This window comes from Legionella antarctica, from assembly GCF_011764505.1.
Lineage (GTDB): Bacteria > Pseudomonadota > Gammaproteobacteria > Legionellales > Legionellaceae > Legionella > Legionella antarctica.
Genome location: NZ_AP022839.1, coordinates 1,867,589 through 1,889,341 on the forward strand (window position 1 = coordinate 1,867,589; position 21,753 = coordinate 1,889,341).

Below are 21,753 nucleotides of genomic sequence, written 5' to 3' on the forward strand. Positions count from 1 at the left end.
TAAATGTAAAATTATCAGGACCATCATTGCCCAACAGGGAGAAATATTATTCAATTCATGGGGTTAGCAGGGGCTTTAAAAAAGCAACCGAACAAACTATTAACTAATTGAACATAATATGCACTATTAGACCGATTAAAAAGTAATCAAAATATTGAATAATTAATCAATATGCCCTCATTTAATTCCATTTTTTTTCTCTTTACAGCATGCTTTCCCTTTAATTAATCACGATTCTAGTCATATAATGCATTAGAAAGAACCTATGCATTTCTTTTAATGTGGTTCTGCATTATGATCTTTTGTTGTTATTTTTTTTTGATTTCGGAGAATATTATGCTGGAAAAGCAGTCCATTAATTTACCCGAAGGTTTACGAGCTGCTATTAATCAGGCTTATCGTTTAGATGAGTTATCCTTGATTACTGAGTTATGTGAAAAGGCAGCACTTGGACAGCAACAAACGGCAGGTATCGAAAGCAGTGCAATTAAATTAGTGGAAGCGGTCCGTACTGAGCGCAAAAAAAATACAGGTATGGATTCATTTTTGATGGAGTATGCTTTATCCAGTGAGGAAGGGATTGCTTTAATGTGTCTGGCAGAAGCCTTATTAAGGGTTCCAGATAATGCGACTATAGATAATTTAATTAAAGATAAGCTATCCGGTGGGGACTGGAGTTCTCATAGAGGACAAAGTGAATCATTTTTTGTTAATGCAACCACTTGGGCTTTGATGTTAACGGGAAAAGTATTGGCACCGGAAAAAGCTGGGAATGCTCTAACCAAAGTATTAATGAAATTAGTTAATCGCAGCAGTGAGGCGATGGTTCGTACTGCGGTGGAAAAAGCCATGCGAGTTATGAGTACACAATTCGTGATGGGACGTACTATTGACGAAGCATTGACTCGAGCTAAAAAGAAAGAGTCTCAAGGCTATCGATATTCGTATGACATGCTAGGTGAAGCTGCACTCACATCAGCTGATTCAGGTCGATATTTTGAAGCTTATAAACTTGCTATCGAATCCATAGGTCAAAAATCAGATAAAAATTCAGATGTTTATAAACGTGCAGGAATTTCTATAAAATTATCTGCCCTACACCCGCGCTACAGCGAGAGTCAGCGTGAGTCCGTAATGACTGAACTGTCTGATAAATTATTAGTATTGGCTCGACTGGCAAAACATTATGATATTGCTTTAACCATTGATGCTGAAGAGTCAGAGCGCCTCGATTTATCACTTGATCTCATTGAGAAGGTGTTCTGTGATGAGAGTTTGGATGGTTGGAATGGTTTTGGCCTGGCAGTGCAATCGTATCAAAAGAGAGCTTTCTATATATTGGATTGGGTAGCTGATTTAGCACGAAAAAAACATAGACGTATTATGGTGCGCCTGATTAAGGGGGCCTATTGGGATAGTGAAATTAAAAAAACCCAAATGCAAGGTTTAACAGAATACCCTGTTTTTACTCGTAAAGTATTCACTGATGTTTCTTTTCAGGCTTGTGCGAAAAAAATCTTAACCATGACTGATGCTATATATCCACAATTTGCAACTCATAATGCGTATTCAGTAGCGTTGATCCTCAATATAGTGGGTGATTATAAGGATTTTGAGTTCCAGTGCCTGCATGGAATGGGAAGTGAACTATATGACCAGATAGTGTCAAAAGAGCACTTTGGCATAGCTTGCCGTATCTATGCACCTGTAGGAAGTCATGAAGATTTGCTCCCTTATTTGGTTCGGCGATTGTTAGAAAATGGAGCAAATTCCTCTTTTGTAAATCGTATTGCTGATGATAATGCACCCATTAGCGATCTGGTTGAAGATCCGATTAATAAAGCAAAGTCTTTATTGGGTAGTATGAATAAAAATATTCCTTTGCCAGAAGCAATATTTTTACCTGGGAGAAAAAACTCTAAAGGATTTGATTTTAGTAATCGATATGATACAGCTCTATTGCAACAAGAGTTAGCAAAAATTGATTTAACTCAATGGAAAGGCGGGCCTATAATTGCCGGGCGTACTGTTGTTGATTCAACCCATCCGGTAACTTCTCCGCAACACCCCGATTATGTAGTCGGTTCATTGCAAAATTCTTCACTGGATGATGTTGAAAAAGCACTCATCCAATCTGAGCGAGCTTTTGCTCTATGGGGTAAAACAACTGTAGAGGAACGTGCTTCTTCTATCAACCGTTTTGCTGATTTATTGCAAACCAACATGGTTGAATTGATGGCTTTAGCCTGCCTTGAGGCAGGAAAAACCTGGAATGATGGGATTGCAGAAGTGCGCGAAGCCATAGATTTTTGTCGTTACTACGCCATTATGGCACAACAATTGATGGCAAATCCTACTCGTTTACATGGATACACCGGTGAGTTAGATGAATTAAGTTTGCATCCACGCGGTACAATCCTTTGTATTAGTCCCTGGAATTTCCCTCTAGCCATTTTTACTGGCCAAGTCGTAGCAGGCTTGGTAACCGGAAACTGTGTTATAGCAAAACCAGCAGAACAAACATCACTGATAGCTGCATATGCGGTGAAATTAATGCATCAAGCTGGGGTACCGGCTGGTGCCATACAATTACTTCCCGGTTCAGGTGAGCTCATTGGAGCTGCACTAGTTGCGGATAAAAGGATAAAAGCAGTATTGTTTACGGGATCAACTGAGACTGCAAACCACATTAATAAGACTCTGGCTGCCCGTGAGGGGGAAATAATTCCATTAATTGCTGAAACAGGTGGTCAAAACGCGATGATTGTTGATTCTTCAGCATTACTGGAACAAGTAGTTATTGATGTGATTGGTTCTGCTTTTGGTAGTGCCGGACAAAGATGTTCTGCTCTTCGTGTATTGTATGTTCAGGAGGAGGTGTATGCACGAACTACAGTTCTTCTAAAAGGAGCGATGGCAGAGTTGGTTGTAGGTGACCCTCGCTGGTTATCCACCGATGTTGGTCCTGTAATTGATCAGGAAGCATTATCCCTGATAAAAGGGCATGTTGAAAACATGAAAAAACGCCATGAGATTTTGTATCAATGCCAGCTCAATGAAGATGCAGCATCAGGTTATTATATGCCACCCACCGCAATAGCTATAGACAGTATTAGCTCGTTGGAAAAAGAAATTTTTGGTCCTGTACTTCACGTTATTAAGTTCAAAAGAAAAGAAATCGATAAGGTAATTGAGCAAATTAATCAAACCGGATATGGGTTAACTCTGGGGATCCACAGTCGTATCAATGAAACGGTTGAGTATATAAGAAAAAGGGTTCATGTCGGTAATTGTTACGTTAATCGAAATATGATCGGCGCAGTTGTTGGTCTGCAGCCTTTCGGTGGTGAAGGATTATCTGGGACTGGGCCAAAAGCGGGTGGGCCAAATTATTTGGTTCGGTTATGCCATGAGCGTACTTATACAGTAGATACCACCGCTGCTGGGGGTAATGCAAGTCTCATGTCTTTGCCAGAAGACATTTAGTTAATGTGATAATCAAGCTCTGTTACTTGATGTTTATTGCTAAAGTGATAAACATCAAGGGGCTAAAGTGAATGGAGTTCATTGTTAATGTTTTTTCGCAAGCAACCAGGGAATTAGCACAAAAAGAGTTAATCCTCCGACTAAAAATGATTCAAAGAAAACTATATTGCCAATAGGTATTTGAGTAGGGGGTACGAAGCCGATAAACATTGCAGCCAGGCAGCAAACAATCCCGGTACCGGAGACTAACCACATCACTATATTACCACCGGGAATAGTATATCCTCGCGGTTGGTCGGGCTTGCTGTATCGCAGTTTGATAGCAGCAGCAAACATGATGACATAAACCATCAATGCCATTTGTGCACTTAAATCACTTAACATCCAATAGGCAGCATTGATTGAATCAAGCAGGATAAAGACAGAACTAAGACAGGTAAATATAATAGCTTGGGTTACCAGGATAGTGACCGGAGCACCATACTTATTAACTTGGGCAAATCGGGCAGGTAGAGATCCATCTCGAGCAGAAACTAATAATCCTTTAGTGGGTCCAATAATCCAGGCCGAAACGCCGCTGATGCCACCTAAAATAATTAATACGGCAATGATTGATGTCATCCACGGCATATTATAGGAATTGAAAAATATAGAGTACGCATCAATCAATCCTGATACTACACTTAAACTTTCATTGGGTACAACTATAACAATAGCAAGAGAACCTAAAGACAAAGTAGAGATGATTACTAGCGTAGAATAAAGTAATGCCTTTGGGTAATCGCGTTGTGGATTTTTTACCTCTTCAGCATGTACAGCCGACATTTCCATCCCGATTAAACCAAATAATACAGCAGCAAAGAGCGATAAGTTCCCCAAAGAACTAAAATCTGGTAGCCAGGAAGCAGAATAATTAATTGCCATTGTTTTACCCTGAATCCACCAATTAATTCCCAGGATAATAATGATGAGCATTGGTAAAACGGTACCAATAGAGGCACCAATAATGCTCACTATGCTGGAAATTCTCATCCCAAAGCAGTTCAAAAAAGTAAAGAGCCAAAATAAACTCAGAGTTGTACCTAGCAGATAGAATTTATTATTGGAGAGTTCGGGAGCAATAAGGTAAGAAAGGGTGGCTGCGATAAAAGCGAGTATGGTTGGATACCAGACAACATTATAAATCCACTGAAGCCATATGGTTATAAATCCGGCCCGTTTGCCAAATGCTTCTCTGACCCAAACGTAGATTCCCCCGGTATTGGGGTAGGCGGTAGCTAATTCTGCAGCAACTAGTGCCACAGGGATAAAAAAGGCAAAGGCAGCAATAAAGTAATAGGAGATTAATGACAAACCAAGTTTTGCGCTAATAGGCAAGGTTCTTAAACTATCGACAGCAATTATGTTAATCATTACCAAGGAAAAAACGCTCAAAACCCTCTTTGAATGATTCATAATTTAGAGATCCTTAACGGGTATAAAAAGTAAAACTGGATGGAATCTGTGCGTTACTATTACCAGAATTATAGAAATTGACAAATAAACAAACGGCCATGCGCACGTATTCGCTGTGGGTAGTTAACGGCTGAATGTAGCATTTTAGCTAAAAAAAAACAATGATTTAAGCGATAACGAGTTTTCTAACCCTGGTTTTGGAAACCTCTTTAGAAAAACTCTAACTCATGAGAATTTCACAGCTTTTTGAGGAACCCGTATTAAACTGCGTAAATACGGGCTGCAATCTTTGGGAATGGTATTGATGATTAAATTAAGCGCATAAATTGCGTAATACATACTGTAAAATACCACCGTTTTTATAGTATTCCATTTCATCAGCTGTATCGATCCGGCAGAGTGCTTTAATTTCTTCTATATCACCATTTGCACGCTCTATAATAACAGCTACTAAACTACCAGGAGTTAATGCATCTGATAGAGCAATGCTGATTCGCTCATTACCCTCCAATGATAATGTGCTTCGACTCATGCCATCATTAAACTGCAAGGGTAAAACACCCATACCGATTAAGTTTGAACGATGAATACGCTCAAAACTTTCAGTAATAACTGCCTTTACGCCAAGTAAATTTGTACCTTTTGCAGCCCAATCTCTTGATGATCCCGTGCCATATTCTTTACCGGCGATTACAACCAGCTCCTGTTTATTCGCTTGATAAAGCATGGAGGCATCATAAATAGGCATAATTTCGCCGGTTGGGATGTAACGCGTGATGCCACCCTCTTGGCCAGGTGTCATTTCATTTCGGATACGTATGTTTGCAAAGGTACCCCGCATCATGACTTCATGGTTACCACGACGAGAGCCATAGGAGTTGAAATCTTTTTCACTAACCCCTTTTGATTTCAAATATAAGCCGGCAGGTGAGCTTGCTTTAATTGAACCGGCTGGAGAAATATGATCAGTTGTAATTGAGTCACCAAACAGGGCTAATATATACGCATCTTTGATTGGTTTAATTGAATCGGGTTTTATCTTTAGATTTTCAAAGAAGGGGGGGTGCTGAATATAGGTCGAATTGGCATTCCACTCATAGGTTTTACCGGAGCTGACTTTAATGGCTTGCCAAAGATCATCTCCCTGGAATACTTCCGCGTATTCCTTGCGGAACATTCCACCGCTAACTTTGGCAACCTCTTCAGCTACTTCTGCATTTGAAGGCCATATATCTTTAAGAAATATATCATTTCCTTTATTGTCTTTACCCAATGGATCTTTGCTTAAGTCAGTGCAGGTGGTACCACTTAATGCATAGGCTACTACTAAAGGAGGGGACGCAAGCCAGTTAGCGCGGACCTGAGGATGTACACGACCTTCAAAATTACGGTTTCCAGAAAGAACCGCTGATACCACCAAATCATTATCTGTAACGCAGTGAGCAATGGCATCAGGAAGAGGGCCTGAGTTACCAATACAGGTGGTACAACCATAACCTACAAGATTAAATCCTAACTGATCTAAATACGTTTGCAAACCAGCATGTTTAAGGTAATCAGTAACCACTTTTGAACCCGGTGCTAAAGAAGTTTTAACCCAGGGCTTACGTTGCAAACCTTTCTCAACTGCTTTTTTAGCTACTAAACCTGCTGCCATAAGAACGCTGGGATTAGAAGTGTTCGTACAACTGGTTATTGCTGCAATAACTACATTGCCATGTTTCATTTTAAAGTCTTTGTTTTTTACTAAAAAGTCAGTATGTTTTTCTGATTCTTTTCCTGTTTCCTTTAAAAACGCATTGAACTCAACAGGTAGTGTGCTTAAATTTACTTTATCCTGCGGTCTTTTGGGGCCAGCCAGGGATGGTTCAACTGTATTTAAATCCAATTGCAAGGTATCGGTAAAAACAGGATCTTCGCTGTCTTTGTCGTACCACATACCCTGAGCTTTTGCATAGGCTTCAACTAAGGCGATAGTATGTTTATCACGGCCAGTTAACTCCAGATAACGGATGGTTTCTTTATCAACAGGAAAAAATCCGCATGTAGCCCCATACTCGGGAGCCATATTAGAAATAGTCGCTCTATCTGCTAGTGGCAAATCATTAAGTCCTGGCCCATAAAACTCAACAAACTTACCTACCACTCCTTTTTTTCTAAGCATTTGGGTTACTGTAAGTACCAGGTCAGTAGCTGTAATACCTTCTTTTAGTTTTCCGATTAACTTAAAACCTATAACTTCAGGGATTAACATGGATACTGGTTGTCCAAGCATGGCGGCTTCGGCTTCTATTCCACCAACTCCCCAGCCCAGGATCCCCAGTCCATTGATCATTGTGGTATGAGAATCAGTGCCTACTAAAGTATCGGGATAGGCATATAACTGACCGTCATTCTCACTACTCCACACAGTTTTACCCAGGTACTCTAGATTAACCTGGTGGCATATGCCTGTGCCAGGAGGAACAACCTGGAAGTTAGAAAATGCTTTTTGGCCCCAACGCAAGAATTCGTAGCGCTCATTGTTGCGCTCCATTTCAATTTCTGTATTTACTTCAAGAGAATCTTTGGTACCAAATTTATCAACCATAACCGAGTGATCGATTACTAAATCAACCGGCGATAGTGGCGAAATTTTATCAGGATTTCCTCCCATTTTTACTATAGCAGTTCGCATGGCAGCCAGATCAACGACTGCAGGAACTCCGGTAAAATCCTGCATCAAAACTCGAGCCGGCCGGAATGCAATTTCATGCTGCGATGTTTTGGTTTGTAACCAGTCAGCAATTGCCTTGATGTCTTGAGTTGTAACTGTACTATTGTCTTCGAAACGAAGTAAATTTTCAAAGAGTACCTTCAGAGAGTAGGGAAGGCGGTTAATTCCTTTAAAATTCTTCTGTTCTGCTTCTTTTAAGCTGTAATATTGATAGGTTTTTCCATCAACTTTTAATTGACTTTTTGTTGATAGACTGTCAAGACCTACTTTCATAAAAGAACTCCCAAATTCAAAACCATAATCATAGCTCATATTTGGCAAATTATCATGAGATCTTGTGAATTAAGGTTGGTAAATTGGAATTCTGGGTTGGAAATTTATTAGCGGGAAGGCTATCTCATTAAAAACAACGAGCTATCCTAGATTTTTTGAGTAATTTCAGGTTCAAAATCAGCGGGAGGCTGAAAGACTAATTTTCGACAGACCTTAATTTATTCTTATTATCAGACTTGGTATGGAGCATATTTTAGCCGGATTTAGTTTCATTATTTAGTCTGGCATAAATATTGCTTGGTAAGAAAGTAAGTGCACAAGGAGTGTTAATATGCTTGATTTGACTAACTTTATTCTCAATTCATCTTCAACAACGGAATCTTCTATTAATACCAGGGATTTCCTTGAGTCTGAACAGCCTTTAGATTTAACAGATGAATCATTAGATAAAGATAGTTTTATCCTCAACCCTTCTTCTTTTGTCTTACTTCTTGCCGGAATATTGGCGAATACTCCTGTCAAAAATGCTATTAGTTCTGATTCGAGTACCCCTGTTCCAGGCAGCTCAACTGATGCTTATCAGGGTGCAAAGGAGGCTCCAAAAAAGAGTGACCCGATAAGAAACGCGCAAGACCTGCTAAGAATTGAAAATCAACTGAGTACAACAGGGGTACTTTTATCAAGTAGTGATAATTCTGACGTAACTATCGAAGATCAGGTTGTAACAACTGAACCTCAAAAGAGTTCGAGATCTTTTTTGTTCAATGATACGTCGGTTAATACTGGTTCCAGCTCGGAGCAGCTTCCGGTGCATGCATTAGAAAACAATGTGGCCATGGCATGGATTAATTCAGATAACTTCGAACCACCTCTGTCGATTGCTGTAACTCATGAATCGGCTGAAGAATTTGTTCCGGATTTAGATCCTTTTTTAGCAGAGTCTAAGGAATTACGTGAAATTGTAACAAAAAAAGATGAGGATCTTCAGAAAAACAGTGTGCTTGATGCTATAAATGATAAATCGTCTATAAAATCTAGAAAGAGTTGGTCTAATATTGCTCAATTAACAACTACTCTTTCCACAATAAATTCTGATAGCACAAGCCTTAACCAAGAGCCCAAAATAGATAGTCTCACATCTCATAATATCCAGCATGTTATGCAACCTATTGGCTCACCCAATAAAGATCAAATCTCGGCAAATATTCCCGAAGCCAAATCTCTAAGTATTCCAATTGAGCTTCATAACTCGCAATGGGCCAATAAGTTTTCCGAGCACATTTTATGGTTAGGTCATCAAGGAATTAAAAGCGCTTTAATTAAAATACATCCAGAGGATTTGGGACCATTAGAGATTAGTATAAAAGTCGTAAAAGACTCTGCCTCAGTAAGTATAAACACTCATAACAACTATGTTCGTGACATAGTAGATCAGGCTTTGCCCAAATTAAGGGAGATGATGTCCGAACAAGGATTAAATTTATCAGATGTTCATGTTGGATCTGATGCAAATTCCCGTCAATTTTCTAATAACAATGCCCCAGCTGAAGAAGGACTTATTATAAGCCCGGATGATGAGACTCAATTAACTACGTTAAATAAAAGAGGTCAGCAAGGTCTAATTGATGACTTTGCCTAAAATATTATTATATCAGGGATTATGCTTATGTGTGACAAACAAATAAGGATGGAAAAATCCAGGCTTATATAGCATGTTCTGAGTATTATATGCAGCGCCTGGTACAACGTATAGCGCGACCACTCCAACGATCTATGAGACAGGTTTGTCGGCAGCCATAACCTATAGAACGCCAACCGGTCCAGTAAGATCTGCGAGGATAATGTCTTGGACCATAATAAATGTATCCTGGACGATGATAGCCTCCGTTGTAACTATGATAACCAATAAAATAAGCCAACTGGATGCCTGGAGCTTGTGAAGCCTTATTTTGGGCGATGGCGCAAACACTGTATAAGGCACCTATCAACAGCATAAATGACACGAGAAGTATAGGCATTAATTGGGTTTTTTTTGCACTAGCTCTCTCCATGATGTGTTCCTTATTTTCGGGTATCATCAACATTATAGACCAAAGGGAAGATTATGTGATTAATAAATGTACTTTAACGTCTTTTAAAGTGCAAAATATAGGGCGGCAAAGATAGCTTTTATGAAAAGGTGCTAGTAGCATTATAATAAGTTTCTTCTTAAGGTTTGAAAATGACGGGTAATATAGTTTTAATCACCGGATGTTCGAGCGGTATTGGTTTCGATACAGTTTTTGCTTTACAGAAAAGAGGCCATCGAGTCATAGCATCCTGTAGAAAAATTGAAGATGTACACGAGTTATCATCCAAAGGGGTTGAAACTCTACTTCTAGATGTAAACGATTCTACATCAATTCAGAAGGCGTTCTCTTTGTTATTAAGTATGACGTCAGGACGATTGGATGTCTTGATTAATAACGCAGGGTACGCACAGGCAGGAGCTTTAGAGGATATCACTCGTGATGTGTTGCGCAACCAATTTGAGACTAACGTATTCGGTCTTCTGGAGTTAATTAATTTAGTTATTCCGGTGATGCGTCAGCAAGGTCACGGGCGGATTATAAATATTAGTTCAGTACTGGGTATTATCAGTATGCCTTTTCGTGGTGCATATAATGCTTCAAAATATGCAGTTGAGGGTTTAAGCGATACCTTAAGGCTCGAATTACATGCTTCTGGCATTCATGTTGTTACTATTGAGCCTGGACCGATAGAAAGTCGGTTTAGGGATAATTCGGTGGACAATACATTACAGAATATTGATATGAAAAACGGCTATTTCCAAAAACAATATGAGGGCATGCTTACAAACTATAAACAAGCCAAAGCGAACTCTTTTTTTACTAGAAAAACTGATAGCGTAATTAAGAAATTAGTCCACGCTATTGAAGCAAAAAATCCGCGTGCGAAATATCCGGTGACTTTTCCGGCTCATTTATTTATTTTTTTAAAACGTGTATTGAGTACGAGACTACTCGATAAAATATTTTTGTTTTTGTCAAAAAAAGAATTATCCTCCTAAAACTTATCTCGAGCAGCTCAACAGTTGGTGCACCGTGGCTCTGTGAAAAAGCTGCTTCGAATTAAAACTCTGTACATTTTGTTCTCAAGTGGATATTATGAACAGTATGAAAGAGAAGATTAAATTTATTAATTGTTTAATTCTGTTTAGTATGGCTTTATTTAGTGTAAAGCCAATGCTGTCTCATTCGATTGAAAATCAGGTACAAAAAACTCAGTATACTGTGGCTTCAAACCCGTGCTCAACCAGAACTGCAGTCGTATCCACATGTGTCTTTTCCTGGTTATGTGCACTGGCTGAAAGTGAATTTGGAATAGATGCCTATTTGTTTCTTCTCGCAGGTCTGCTGTATTTCTGCATATCAAAATTTACCTATACTTCTCCAACATACACTCTCTTTAAACCGCCGATTGTTAGTTCCTTAACTGCTGTCAATTGATCTTTTTACTTCCCGTTTGTTGGTGAACTTTGTAATCGAGTGAGCTAGCGGTTTTATTTGCTATCTCGAGAATTAGTGAGGGATTTCCAAAAATGCCAAGTGATGCATTTAGATGATCTCACTAACACTCAAGAATAGATGTCTTACCTGTTTCTGGGGACTTTAAAGATTAATTCTCATCAGATTATATTTTGTGTATTTATTAATTCATTTAGATATGTAACAAAATTAGGAAAATAAAATGAGAACATCAATTAAATTGCTTAGCATTATGATGCTGATGCTACTTGCTAATATGGGCTGGTCTACAACACCTGGTTTTGGGAGCTCTAATCCAGACACGGTCTTGCATTTTATTCAAGGTAACAATGCTTTTGTTTACTTGAGTGCTTTTTTTGGTTTGGGTGTATTGTTAGCCTTTACACCTTGTGTTCTGCCTATGGTACCTATTTTATCAGGAATCATTGTCGGACAAAAATCTCTGTCTACACCAAAAGCTTTTAAGTTATCCCTAAGCTATGTAATCGGCATGGCTATAACATATGCTGGAGCAGGAATGTTAGCAGGGTTAATGGGTAGTACTATCCAGACTTTGATGCAACGTCCCTTAGTGATCCTTTTGTTTAGTGTGATTTTTATTATTATGGCTTTATCAATGTTTGGACTTTTTGAATTAAGAGTTCCATCTGGTTTGACAGGCAGGATGAACAGATTAGGCCACACTGGTGCCAAACAAAACTATGTTTCTGTAGCACTAATGGGGGTGTTATCCACCCTGGTTGTTTCTCCGTGTGTTACAGCACCCTTAATTGGAGTTTTAAGTTATATTGGCCAAAATGGTCAGGTATTAATGGGGGGCTTAATTTTGTTTGTAATGGCATTAGGAATGGGTATCCCCTTACTTATTGTAGGCTCTGGTTATGGCTCTTTACTCCCGAAAACAGGCTCATGGATGATAAAAATCAAGTGTTTTTTTGGTTTGATGATGTTGGGAATGGCTATCTGGATGCTTTCAAGAATCCTGGATGGAGCAATAGTGAAAATTTTATGGGCAGCTTTACTAATCATTGGAAGTATTAGTTTAGGAAGTCTACAATCGCAAAAAAATAAAAAAGGCCTTTTTTTTCAAGGTATTGGAGTCTTGGCAATCATTTATGGAGGGATTATTATTTATGGGCTTTTTTTTCCTGTTAAGCCAGTTCCACAGAGTATGGCTTCAGGAAATCAATTTATTAAGGTCAGCAGCCTCAGCGATGTAAAGCTTCAGTTAGAATTGGCTAAAAAAAATCATAAAGTAGCTTTCGTTGAGTTTTCAGCGAGTTGGTGTGGTGATTGCCAGGACATGGACTCAAAAGTATTTAGCCAGCCTCAAATAATACAAGCGATGTCTGGGTTAGTTAGTATTAAGGTAGACATGAGTGGGAAGAGTAAAGAAGTAGCGGAGATCAAAAAAACCTTTGCAATTTACGGTACTCCAACAATGCTTTTTTTTGATACTCATGGCACACAAATTACTGCATTGGATGCTGCAGGATTTGTACCCGAACTATCCATGCTTGATTTATTAAATAAAGCACGGCTATCATCCTGAGATTAAAATTAGATGGCTTGGCTTGGTGATTTTTGTTGACTGAGTCAGCCATATAAATTCAAAAAAAAAATAAACAATAAATTTTGTTTAAAAAGAAGAAAAACATTAATTTGTTTGCTAATATCTTATTGGGTCAAGATAAAAAAACTATTAACTATCAAGGAAGTAATATTATGAAAAAATCAACTTTAGCTGTAGCTACATTGCTAACTGCACTGTCAACAGTTCCTGTAGTTTCAGTAGCATATGCTGATGAAGCCTCTGCTACTACCTCTTCAGGATGCACTGGTTGTAAAGGTTGTCAAGGATGTAAAGGATGTAAAGGTTGCCAAGGTTGCCAAGGTTGCAAGGGCTGCCAAGGTTGCAGTGGCGACTAATATTTAGTTCGGATTAAAAAAGAGGTAGCACCGACTACCTCTTTTTTTTACACCAATTGTTTATTTATGTAGTAATCATTATGCAGACTAATTCAGAATTTGCTTTGCCGGAGTTAAGTAAATGGCATCAGAAAATTTATCTGGGGTATGCGACTCAGGTCTTGGAAGCACAGCAACAAATGACTACCAATAAAGGTAAAAATATTTTACATCATACGCTTAAAAAAAAGCGCAGGCATGAGCGAATGAGTCATTATCCTAAAGGTGATCGTATTGATCACAGCACTGGTTCCCAATACTTTTATCATTGTCATAGAGAAAATTTTGAAAGTTCAGAACACGGTCATTTCCACTGTTTTATCAGATATAAGCACATTCCAAAACGCATAAAGCCAGCTTTATTAGCAGATTGGGATGTTTATATAGACAATCCTATAACTCACCTGGTAGCCATAGGCATGAATCAATTTGGACAACCGATACGACTATTTACTGTCAATCGTTGGGTTACCTCTGAAGTTTGGTATGACGCGAAACATATCGATTATTTTCTCAAACGCTACAAGATGACTTTAATTGATGATCCCTATTGGCAGGTTTTAGATAAGTGGGTGGAAGGCATGATTCACTTGTTTGCTCCTCAGATTTCCTGGTTACATCACGAACGTGATAAGCAAATACAAAAACATCAGGTAACGAATGAAACCAGTAATCCCTACACAGATTATAACATTGAAGAACTTTCAGCGATAAATATCGATTTAAAAAAACAGATTGAATGGATAATTAATTGAGACCAGAGGAAACTAATATAGGCGCGGTTTTCTGGACACAAAAAAAGGTTTTTTAAGAGCTATTCTTCTTAATACAAAGAGGAGAATAAAATGTCTAAAAAGCGAGCTTATTATACGGCGGCCAAGAAGGCAAAAATAACGCTAGCTGCGATTGAGGGGAAACTCACACAAGCGCAAATTACCAGTGAATACGGTGTTCACGCAACGCAGGTAAAAACTTGGAAGCAATCGGCCATCAAAGCCATTAACGATTTATTCTCTGGGGCTAATGAAAAAGAAGCCAAGTCCCAAGAGCAGCTTGTTGAGGCATTATATCAAGAAATTGGTCGACTTCAAGCGCAGCTATCTTGGCTAAAAAAAAAGCATGAACTTTAGTCTGGATGAAAAGCGCGTCATGATTGATCCTCTTGCCGAGCTCACCATTCGTGAACAATGCTTGCTATTAGACTTGCCTGTTTCAAGTTATTATTATAGTGCCAAGCCCATTTCTGTCGAAGATGAAGCGCTTATGGCGCTACTTGATGAGCACTATCTGCAGTATCCATGTGAAGGTAAAATTAAGCGGGCAAGATGGCTGTCAAAAGAAGTAGGCTATCCTGTTGGTAAACGTCGAGTAAAAAAGTTGATGGAAATGATGGGGTTATCGACTGTTTACCCAAAGCCAAATACAAGCGTTCCCAATAAGGAGCATGAGGTGTTCCCTTATTTATTAAAAGAGGTGGATATCACCAAACCAAATCAGGTTTGGGCCGCAGATATCACCTACATCCGCATGAAAGGAAAGCATGTGTATTTAGTAGCTATTATGGACTGGTATAGTCGTTATGTGATTGGATGGGCTATTTCACCTACTATGGAGGCTGAATTTTGTATTGAGGCGCTTAGAAACGCTTTGCTGCATTCGCGTTGTGAGATCTTTAACACGGATCAGGGTTCTCAATTTACCTCAAAAGATTGGATAAATACGCTAAAATCTCACCACATTTCTATCAGCATGGATGGGCGAGGACGTTATTTAGATAATATATTTATCGAGCGATTGTGGCGTAGTGTTAAGCAAGAAAAAATCTACCGGTATGATTTTGATACAATTGAAGAGGTTGAGCTGGCCTTAACGGAGTATTTTGAGTATTATAATAACCGAAGGCTTCACCAGTCCTTTAATTATTTAACGCCCGCAGAGGTGTATTATGGCCGGAAAAGACCATAAACCCTAAATGAGAGCGTCATGACTTACCCACAAGGCCCACAGGCCTATACGAGAAAGTGAAGCTCTCCTGACCTGTGGACTTGTGGATAAGTCATTCTGATAGAGTTGTGGTAAAATGACCTAAGACAATTCGTAGTAGCAATCACTATTCATACGGTATTGAGTAGGTTTAAATAGGTTAATTTGAGTGAATTTTTAACTATAAATGATGGATGAATAGCTCTTATTTTTCCTTAATTTTGTTCCAGACATGCGGACCCATATCAGATTTATTTTATTCGATTGCTTGGCTATTTTAAGGCCAAGCAACAGTTTTATAAATTTAATTTAGGCCAAGATAATAACTCACAATTTATTTTAGGAAAATATTTCGGGGAACGCCTACTGGGACTTACAGGTCAAATCGATTTTAAAACTTATCAAAAACAAAAAACTGATATTCTCTTGTTGTTTGGCTTTAAAGATTGGCAGCCAATGCATGAGTCCAAAATTCAGCTTCATTTAAGTGAGTTGATCAAACTTTACCCTAAAGGACATGATGCTCTACGACAATTATTAAACTACTTTAGTAGTCAACAGATTGTTTTACCTTCGTATCGCACCATACAGGATATGTTTACCAATGCATATTCAATGGAAGATGCTCGACTTGATGAACTTATTTCAGTTATTCCAGAATCAAAAAAAGAACAACTGTCGGTTTTAATCAATAAAGAGGATGGGATAACTCCATTGAATGTAATACGGTTGGATCAGAAGAATTTTAAATATAAGGCTATCAAGGCTGAGGTAGATAAGGCATTGGGACTTGTCGAATTATATGATTTTGCAAAAAACTTCCTCCCAAGACTCAAAATATCCAAGAATTCTATTCGCTATTATGCTGATTTAGCGGAACAATACGCTGCTTCTAGGCTCAGACGTTTAAGTAAGCCACAACAATGGCTTCAAGCTCTGTGTTTTGTATATCATCGTTATCAACAAATTATGGATCACTTAATTACCAGCTTTATATATCACACCAGAGGTATAATGAATGAGGGTAAAATATATGCTGAAAAGGCAATGACTGAGCATAGTTCTGGTTTAGTTGTTGACTTACCAAAATTGGCTCGATTTCTAAAATGGTTTCCAAATCGCAAGCAGAATTTAACCCATGATGAGCTAAACCACCAAGCTTATAATATTTTACCAGAGGAACAGTTCCCTGCCCTTGCACAATTTTTGGAAGGCAGTGTATTTGATAAAAAAGCAGCTAAATGGGCATTTTATCTGGAATCATCAAGGCAAATTGCATTGTATCTCCGGCCTATTATGTTAGCAGTACCGCTCGTATTTTATAAAAAAGACAGCGATATTATGAAGCTTATCGATTTACTCAAAAAACATTATGGTGCTGATAAAAGTCCATCATCATTTAAGCTGACAAGGATTTGGAGGACACCATCTCTAAAACAATGATTCTTTACTTGAAAGAAAATCCAACTGATGAACAGGTAGATCCCCATTTATTTGAATTTTTTGTCTATCAAAAAATGTATCGTCGTTTAGATAAAGGACTGCTCTGTTGCAATGAAAGTGTCTCTTATTGTGACATAGACCATGATTTAATTGATGATGCGTTAGTGGATGATGTAGAAAAAATAGCCCATGAATTTGGTTATCCAAATATTCCAATCTATTGCAGTGAGCACTTAGATGAAGTGCTTAACGTACTGGATAACACGTGGGATAGGGCAACAAAACGCATTAGTCTTGGCGAAAATCCTGGATTTCTGATAAAAGAAACTAAATCTGGTGAGCAAGAGTGGAGTCTAGGCTACGATAGCCTGGATAAGCTAGATGATGCTTTTTTTAAGACCCTCACACAAGTAGAAATCCCTGATATTACTATGCATATTGGTAATCACGTTGATATGTGGCGTGCATTTACCCACATGAAAACCCGTTATCATAAAAAAAGAAAGCCTGTTCCTTTGGTTGTTAATGCGTGCGTACTGTCCGATGCCTTTGGTATTGGTGAGGAAAAAATGGCTGATATGTCAGATCTTAGCCATAATCTTTTGCGATCAACTCATGAAGATTTCATTCGTGTGGATACCTTATGCCCTGCGAATGATATAGCAAGCAATCTACTCCATTCATTGCCTATTTTTAAACAATGGAATTTAATGGATTTACAATTATTAGCTGATGCAGACGGACAAAAGCTTCCAACTAGTGAAAGTACAATTCAGTCAAGATATTCAAAAAAATTTCTTGGCAAAGAACCAGGGCTTTCTGTGTACACATTAATTGCTAATTTTGTTGCTGTGAATGCCAAGAATATTGGGCCTAATGAGTATGAAGGACACTGTCTCTATGATGTAATCTTTGGCAATAAGACAGACATTGATATTGACATGGTGACTGGAGACAACCACTCTTTAAATCAACTCAATTTTGTTATACTGGATTCAATAGATATTGAATATGTTCCAAGTATAAAAAATGTTAAAGAAGCGACAAATGACTTGTTTTCGGTTAAATCAGTTGATAACTACACTGGAATTATTCGTCCTAGTGGGATCATTGATAAAAGCCTGATTCAAGCTGAGGAAAGAGGGATATTACGGGTTTTACTCTCCTTACTTCTGCAGGAAAATACTCAGAGCATCATCGTTAAAAAAATAAATTCTTCTGCTCGGTATGGAAGATTAAAAAAAGCACTTTTTGAGTACAATAAAAGTATCCTGTCAGAATCGCCGGGTAAGTGTCTGCCACTGAGCCCGGACTAATCCGAGCCGCGCGCGTCAGCAAGCGGAATTATCTCGAGATGCTTATGTGGTGCATGGAACCTGCCGCACTTTAAGTAAGATTAATTCAGCCAATGATGGCATTTCAAATTTTTTAGTCACCCTATCGTAAATATACTGATAAACGTTAACTTTCAGTTTTCTGGCCGTCTGTACAATCGTGGCAAACGTATCCTTTGATTTGGTGCCATTTTGGGAGACCGTTTGGAGATTGATGTCGCGTATCCTTGCTTGAAACCGTGTCCCTAATTCAGAGGCATTGTTGTGCAATGGCAGAAATGGATGGTCTAACACCAATAATAACGCTTGTTTTTTAGCACGTGTCTTTGCAATGCGTTGATCTAAAACATCATAGCCTGTCGTGGTTGCGAACAAAGTATCAAATTGCATTGATAGTTGTTGGGCCATTGATTGAGATGGAGCCGTCTTGTAAGTCAATAATGCATGGTAGAAATCCCATAATTGCTCAAGAAATACAGCCAATATATTCTGATTCATATCTGAGAATGGAGTGAGTTTTTTATAATGACGACCTTCATGGATCCAGCACAGCGCATGATGTAGGGCCAATTTATTAAACTGAGGCGCATCATCTGTCATTAAATAATGGATGAAGTATTTCGAGTGCTGATAATAGGCAAGAGCTGCTGACTCAAGAATTATGCGTCGATTCGTGCTGTGTTTTTTTGGATTTGGAAAAAGTGTTCCCATCAAACTATCGATTGATTCACGTGTGAGGGGTTGTGCATGCAGCATTGGTTTAATTTGATCCAACCATTTTTTTGCGAGACCAAACTCATCCATTAACTCATAAGCCTCCTGATTAAACATAAACTTTAATTGGTCTCGACACAGCAACTCCAATAAGGTCAAGCGATCTTTTTTACGACGAGTGAAGTATGCTGTAAAAAAGTCATTACATAAAACATGGGTGTAGTGATTTTTGCCGTTAACACGACTGCCTGTGTCATCCATCTGCTGGTACAAGCCTGCGTTGCTACCGGCATCGACAATATCTTCTTTTTCCTGATGAAAAATATCATTGCCTTCTGTCAGCATGGAAGCAATTTTACCATGTGATATTTGAATACCACATGTTTTTAAAAAGCGCTCAATGGCGCTCTCCGTCATCCCTGCATCACGGTATAATGTGATGACCAGCGCTTTAACCCCAGGACCAAATTCACTGCCCTTATATTCGCCAGGAATCGGCGCAATAAAGGTTTTTTTCAAAGATGGTGAGTAATACGTTTCCAGCTTGAATTCAACATTATCCGTGATGATTTTTAGATCCTGGATGATTCGAATCTCAAAACCCTTGAACTTGGCGTCATCTGGCAGCGTTGCTTTGTCCAGAGCAATCGTAACACGTCTATCAATACGTACGTTTTTTTTGTCTTTGCCTGTGTTTTTATTGTTCCCTTTACCACGTTTATTGCGATCTCCTTCAGATGAATGATTGGAATTGCCTGTATTATCGCCATTGCTACCTTTGGATTGACCGCGAATATTAGGTTTGCCCTGTTCACCCTTAAGGCGGTTTATCTCATCACGTAATACTTGGTTTTCCTCTCTGAGCAAAGCATTTTCTTCGGCAAGCATTTCGACCAAATTAACCAATACCTTAATGATAGTCACGGCCTTTTTGTCGGCAAGACTATCGATATCTTTTGTTAACTCATCTAAAACTTGTTTGATTTCTTGGCGTTTCATCATCTACCACTGCGTTACTAATGCTGATACGGCAATCATAACATGACTTTTTTTGAACGCATTTTTCGAGTTTTAACGCCACTAAGGGCTAAGAAAAAATCTGACCTCAGGAGGGAGATGTTTTATTAGTGAAAGGGGCTACATTGTGATCTTGGGGATCTTAGGGCATGCATATTGCATGACTTACGTTTGATATGGAAAAACATCAGTTTTACAGAAAAACCGTGTCAATAGGTATTTTGAATATTTTTAAAGAATTCCGCTTGCTGACGCGCGCGGCTCGGATTAATCCGGACTCAGTGGCAGACACTTACCCGGCGATTCTGACAGGATACCAATAAAATATTAAAAAGTACGCATGTATTAAATTTAATAGATAACATGGCGCTTAGGAAGGCCATACGTGCGGCAAGAAATCGGACAGAGGCTTATCACCAATTGCAAGGTCTCATTAGGAAAGTTTATCGTGGGGTCTTTAAGGGAAAGAAAATTGTTAACAATCGAGTCAGCGCACATGCAGTAAGACTTGTTGCAAACTGCATCATTGCCTACAACGGTATTATTTTGAATACTATTTATGAAAAAATGCTTAAAGAAGGGGTTAGCCAAGACATTATTGATGAGTTTATTAGAATATCACCTATTGCTTGGGCGCATATTGCCTTTACCGGAAAGTACAGTTTTAAAAAAAGTAATGGTGATATTAATATTGCAGCAATGGTTGAGGAACTGGAAAAACATTTAAAACAGCATTTTTGGAAAGTTACTTAAGTAACGCGTGCATTTTTAACTATTTGCTATAAAATTGCACGGATTGTTGGGCCTAATCTTGAAATCCCACTTTTTGTCAGTTCTTCCACAGGACCCCTTAATGGAAAAACAATCACTGAAAAGCATTTTGATTTCGAAAATACCATCATCAAAGAGCTGCAAACACAAGTAGATTCGATAAACGCGCCAGGGGGAAAAAATTGGGATGCCATTGATAATCAGTGGCGAGAAGGTGTTGGTGGTGCACAAAAACGACTACCTATGCATGTTGTTGATGAATACTGCTCTAATGAGCCATTTTATCCTGTGCCTAAGTTTACCTCACAGCCAAAATCATCGAAACAATTTTATAATTTGGCTACTGAAAAGGATGAAAATTGGTTTAGTGTTGATTCTAAGTTGTCGGTTGATTTTGCAATATATAAAGGCCTCGGGGCGAGGGCGCGCGGGCGCGGCGGGGCGGGGTGGCCAGCGCGTGATTTGGATGCCATGACGGCATTATGTAAAGTAAGAACAACCGATTTTATCGATCTCAAATCACAACTTGAAGACCAGATGACTGCTGATAATCATCACCAAGTTTATCAGATATGACCGATTTGGCTCTATGTCGATGAAGAAGCTCGGCGGCGCAAACCGCCACATGCTCATCCCAGCATGAATCCAAAAACCATAAAAGCAAGTCCTGGTATAACCAGTGTGCTGCTGTTCTCACCCACCACATACACCATCGATGCAAGTAACTGATGATGCGCAGGGGAGAAACCCCATCTTTGACCATCCATTTAACTTGCTCGCGCGCTTTGCGCAATGTTCGTGCATGAGGAACAATGTGTGTTTGCAAAAGAGGCTGCTTTTCGGGTTGCCAAAATGTCTCTACCCCCCCCCCGGGGTTTGGATTGGTTTTGCTCAACTTGCTCCGTATTAGGAACGTTTACAACAGCCTGTGTTATTATGGTGTTATCCAAGGGTTGCGTCTTTGGATATTGGATGCCTAAAAAATGGAAGCCCCTATCAATGGATCCGATACGCGTTTTTTTCCCGGACAAGCGCAGGCGCCTTT

At 39.0% G+C, this 21,753-nt stretch carries 15 protein-coding genes and 1 pseudogene; 13 read left to right on the plus strand and 3 right to left on the minus strand.

Going from position 1 to position 21,753, the window contains the following annotated elements:
* The first annotated feature begins 336 nt into the window (after positions 1 to 336).
* Positions 337 to 3,486 carry a bifunctional proline dehydrogenase/L-glutamate gamma-semialdehyde dehydrogenase PutA gene (putA, locus tag HRS36_RS08950; RefSeq protein ID WP_173237043.1) on the plus strand — a complete coding sequence of 1,050 codons (3,150 nt, stop codon included), beginning with the start codon at positions 337 to 339 and terminating at the stop codon, positions 3,484 to 3,486.
* Positions 3,487 to 3,570: 84 nt separating this feature from the next.
* Here the strand turns inward: putA and HRS36_RS08955 are convergent, their stop codons facing one another.
* Both HRS36_RS08955 and acnA read right to left on the minus strand, forming a co-directional pair.
* Entirely contained in the window at positions 3,571 to 4,941 is a 1,371-nt protein-coding gene (locus tag HRS36_RS08955; RefSeq protein WP_173237044.1) for an APC family permease, read from the minus strand.
* A 313-nt stretch (positions 4,942 to 5,254) separates the two neighbouring features.
* Positions 5,255 to 7,930 carry an aconitate hydratase AcnA gene (gene acnA, locus HRS36_RS08960; protein WP_173237045.1) on the minus strand — a complete coding sequence of 892 codons (2,676 nt, stop codon included), beginning with the start codon at positions 7,928 to 7,930 and terminating at the stop codon, positions 5,255 to 5,257.
* Between the two features lie 331 nt (positions 7,931 to 8,261).
* On the opposite strand from acnA, the gene HRS36_RS08965 reads away from it, so the two are divergent.
* The 10 genes from HRS36_RS08965 (at position 8,262) to HRS36_RS18675 (ending at position 18,188) form a co-directional block, all read left to right on the plus strand.
* The gene (locus HRS36_RS08965) at positions 8,262 to 9,569 is read left to right on the plus strand and encodes a flagellar hook-length control protein FliK (RefSeq protein WP_173237046.1); all 1,308 of its coding nucleotides are present in this window, start codon (positions 8,262 to 8,264) and stop codon (positions 9,567 to 9,569) included.
* A gap of 582 nt (positions 9,570 to 10,151) precedes the next feature.
* Complete coding sequence (locus tag HRS36_RS08970; protein WP_173237047.1) at positions 10,152 to 11,000, plus strand: SDR family NAD(P)-dependent oxidoreductase; 849 nt, start codon at positions 10,152 to 10,154, stop codon at positions 10,998 to 11,000.
* Between the two features lie 151 nt (positions 11,001 to 11,151).
* Entirely contained in the window at positions 11,152 to 11,439 is a 288-nt protein-coding gene (locus HRS36_RS19120; RefSeq protein WP_476703261.1) for a hypothetical protein, read from the plus strand.
* A gap of 241 nt (positions 11,440 to 11,680) precedes the next feature.
* Positions 11,681 to 13,030, plus strand: coding sequence for a protein-disulfide reductase DsbD (gene dsbD, locus HRS36_RS08975; RefSeq protein ID WP_173237048.1), 1,350 nt, complete (start codon positions 11,681 to 11,683; stop codon positions 13,028 to 13,030).
* Positions 13,031 to 13,203: 173 nt separating this feature from the next.
* Positions 13,204 to 13,407 (plus strand): hypothetical protein, encoded by a 204-nt coding sequence (locus HRS36_RS08980; protein WP_173237049.1) that lies wholly within the window; start codon positions 13,204 to 13,206, stop codon positions 13,405 to 13,407.
* Positions 13,408 to 13,487: 80 nt separating this feature from the next.
* Entirely contained in the window at positions 13,488 to 14,201 is a 714-nt protein-coding gene (locus HRS36_RS08985; protein ID WP_173237050.1) for a DUF6969 family protein, read from the plus strand.
* A 90-nt stretch (positions 14,202 to 14,291) separates the two neighbouring features.
* Entirely contained in the window at positions 14,292 to 14,576 is a 285-nt protein-coding gene (locus HRS36_RS08990) for a transposase (RefSeq protein WP_173235475.1), read from the plus strand.
* Entirely contained in the window at positions 14,566 to 15,411 is an 846-nt protein-coding gene (locus HRS36_RS08995; protein WP_173235473.1) for an IS3 family transposase, read from the plus strand. The genes HRS36_RS08990 and HRS36_RS08995 overlap by 11 nt, the downstream gene beginning before the upstream one ends.
* Positions 15,412 to 15,693: 282 nt before the next feature.
* Positions 15,694 to 16,872, plus strand: a complete 1,179-nt coding sequence (locus HRS36_RS18670) for a DUF4158 domain-containing protein (RefSeq protein ID WP_267313897.1) — start codon at positions 15,694 to 15,696, stop codon at positions 16,870 to 16,872.
* Between the two features lie 8 nt (positions 16,873 to 16,880).
* Complete coding sequence (locus tag HRS36_RS18675) at positions 16,881 to 18,188, plus strand: Tn3 family transposase (protein ID WP_226905439.1); 1,308 nt, start codon at positions 16,881 to 16,883, stop codon at positions 18,186 to 18,188.
* Between the two features lie 42 nt (positions 18,189 to 18,230).
* Here the strand turns inward: HRS36_RS18675 and HRS36_RS09005 are convergent, their stop codons facing one another.
* Positions 18,231 to 19,922, minus strand: coding sequence for an IS66 family transposase (locus HRS36_RS09005; RefSeq protein ID WP_173235423.1), 1,692 nt, complete (start codon positions 19,920 to 19,922; stop codon positions 18,231 to 18,233).
* Between the two features lie 378 nt (positions 19,923 to 20,300).
* Between HRS36_RS09005 and HRS36_RS09010 the strand changes: the two genes are divergently transcribed.
* Complete coding sequence (locus HRS36_RS09010; protein WP_267313898.1) at positions 20,301 to 20,690, plus strand: Tn3 family transposase; 390 nt, start codon at positions 20,301 to 20,303, stop codon at positions 20,688 to 20,690.
* 96 nt (positions 20,691 to 20,786) lie between these two features.
* Positions 20,787 to 21,284: pseudogene (locus tag HRS36_RS09015) on the plus strand (F-box protein); the annotation flags it as partial.
* Positions 21,285 to 21,753 lie beyond the last annotated feature (469 nt).

Excerpts from the sequence above, each read along its gene's own strand:
- HRS36_RS08965 (WP_173237046.1), top strand. The coding sequence starts at position 8,262 with ATGCTTGATTTGACTAACTTTATTCTCAATTCATCTTCAACAACGGAA.
- HRS36_RS08990 (WP_173235475.1), top strand. The coding sequence starts at position 14,292 with ATGTCTAAAAAGCGAGCTTATTATACGGCGGCCAAGAAGGCAAAAATA.
- HRS36_RS08995 (WP_173235473.1), top strand. The coding sequence starts at position 14,566 with ATGAACTTTAGTCTGGATGAAAAGCGCGTCATGATTGATCCTCTTGCC.
- HRS36_RS08955 (WP_173237044.1), bottom strand. The coding sequence starts at position 4,941 with ATGAATCATTCAAAGAGGGTTTTGAGCGTTTTTTCCTTGGTAATGATT.
- HRS36_RS08985 (WP_173237050.1), top strand. The coding sequence starts at position 13,488 with ATGCAGACTAATTCAGAATTTGCTTTGCCGGAGTTAAGTAAATGGCAT.
- HRS36_RS08970 (WP_173237047.1), top strand. The coding sequence starts at position 10,152 with ATGACGGGTAATATAGTTTTAATCACCGGATGTTCGAGCGGTATTGGT.
- HRS36_RS09010 (WP_267313898.1), top strand. The coding sequence starts at position 20,301 with ATGGCGCTTAGGAAGGCCATACGTGCGGCAAGAAATCGGACAGAGGCT.
- dsbD (WP_173237048.1), top strand. The coding sequence starts at position 11,681 with ATGAGAACATCAATTAAATTGCTTAGCATTATGATGCTGATGCTACTT.
- HRS36_RS09005 (WP_173235423.1), bottom strand. The coding sequence starts at position 19,922 with ATGATGAAACGCCAAGAAATCAAACAAGTTTTAGATGAGTTAACAAAA.
- acnA (WP_173237045.1), bottom strand. The coding sequence starts at position 7,930 with ATGAAAGTAGGTCTTGACAGTCTATCAACAAAAAGTCAATTAAAAGTT.
- HRS36_RS08980 (WP_173237049.1), top strand. The coding sequence starts at position 13,204 with ATGAAAAAATCAACTTTAGCTGTAGCTACATTGCTAACTGCACTGTCA.
- putA (WP_173237043.1), top strand. The coding sequence starts at position 337 with ATGCTGGAAAAGCAGTCCATTAATTTACCCGAAGGTTTACGAGCTGCT.
- HRS36_RS19120 (WP_476703261.1), top strand. The coding sequence starts at position 11,152 with ATGGCTTTATTTAGTGTAAAGCCAATGCTGTCTCATTCGATTGAAAAT.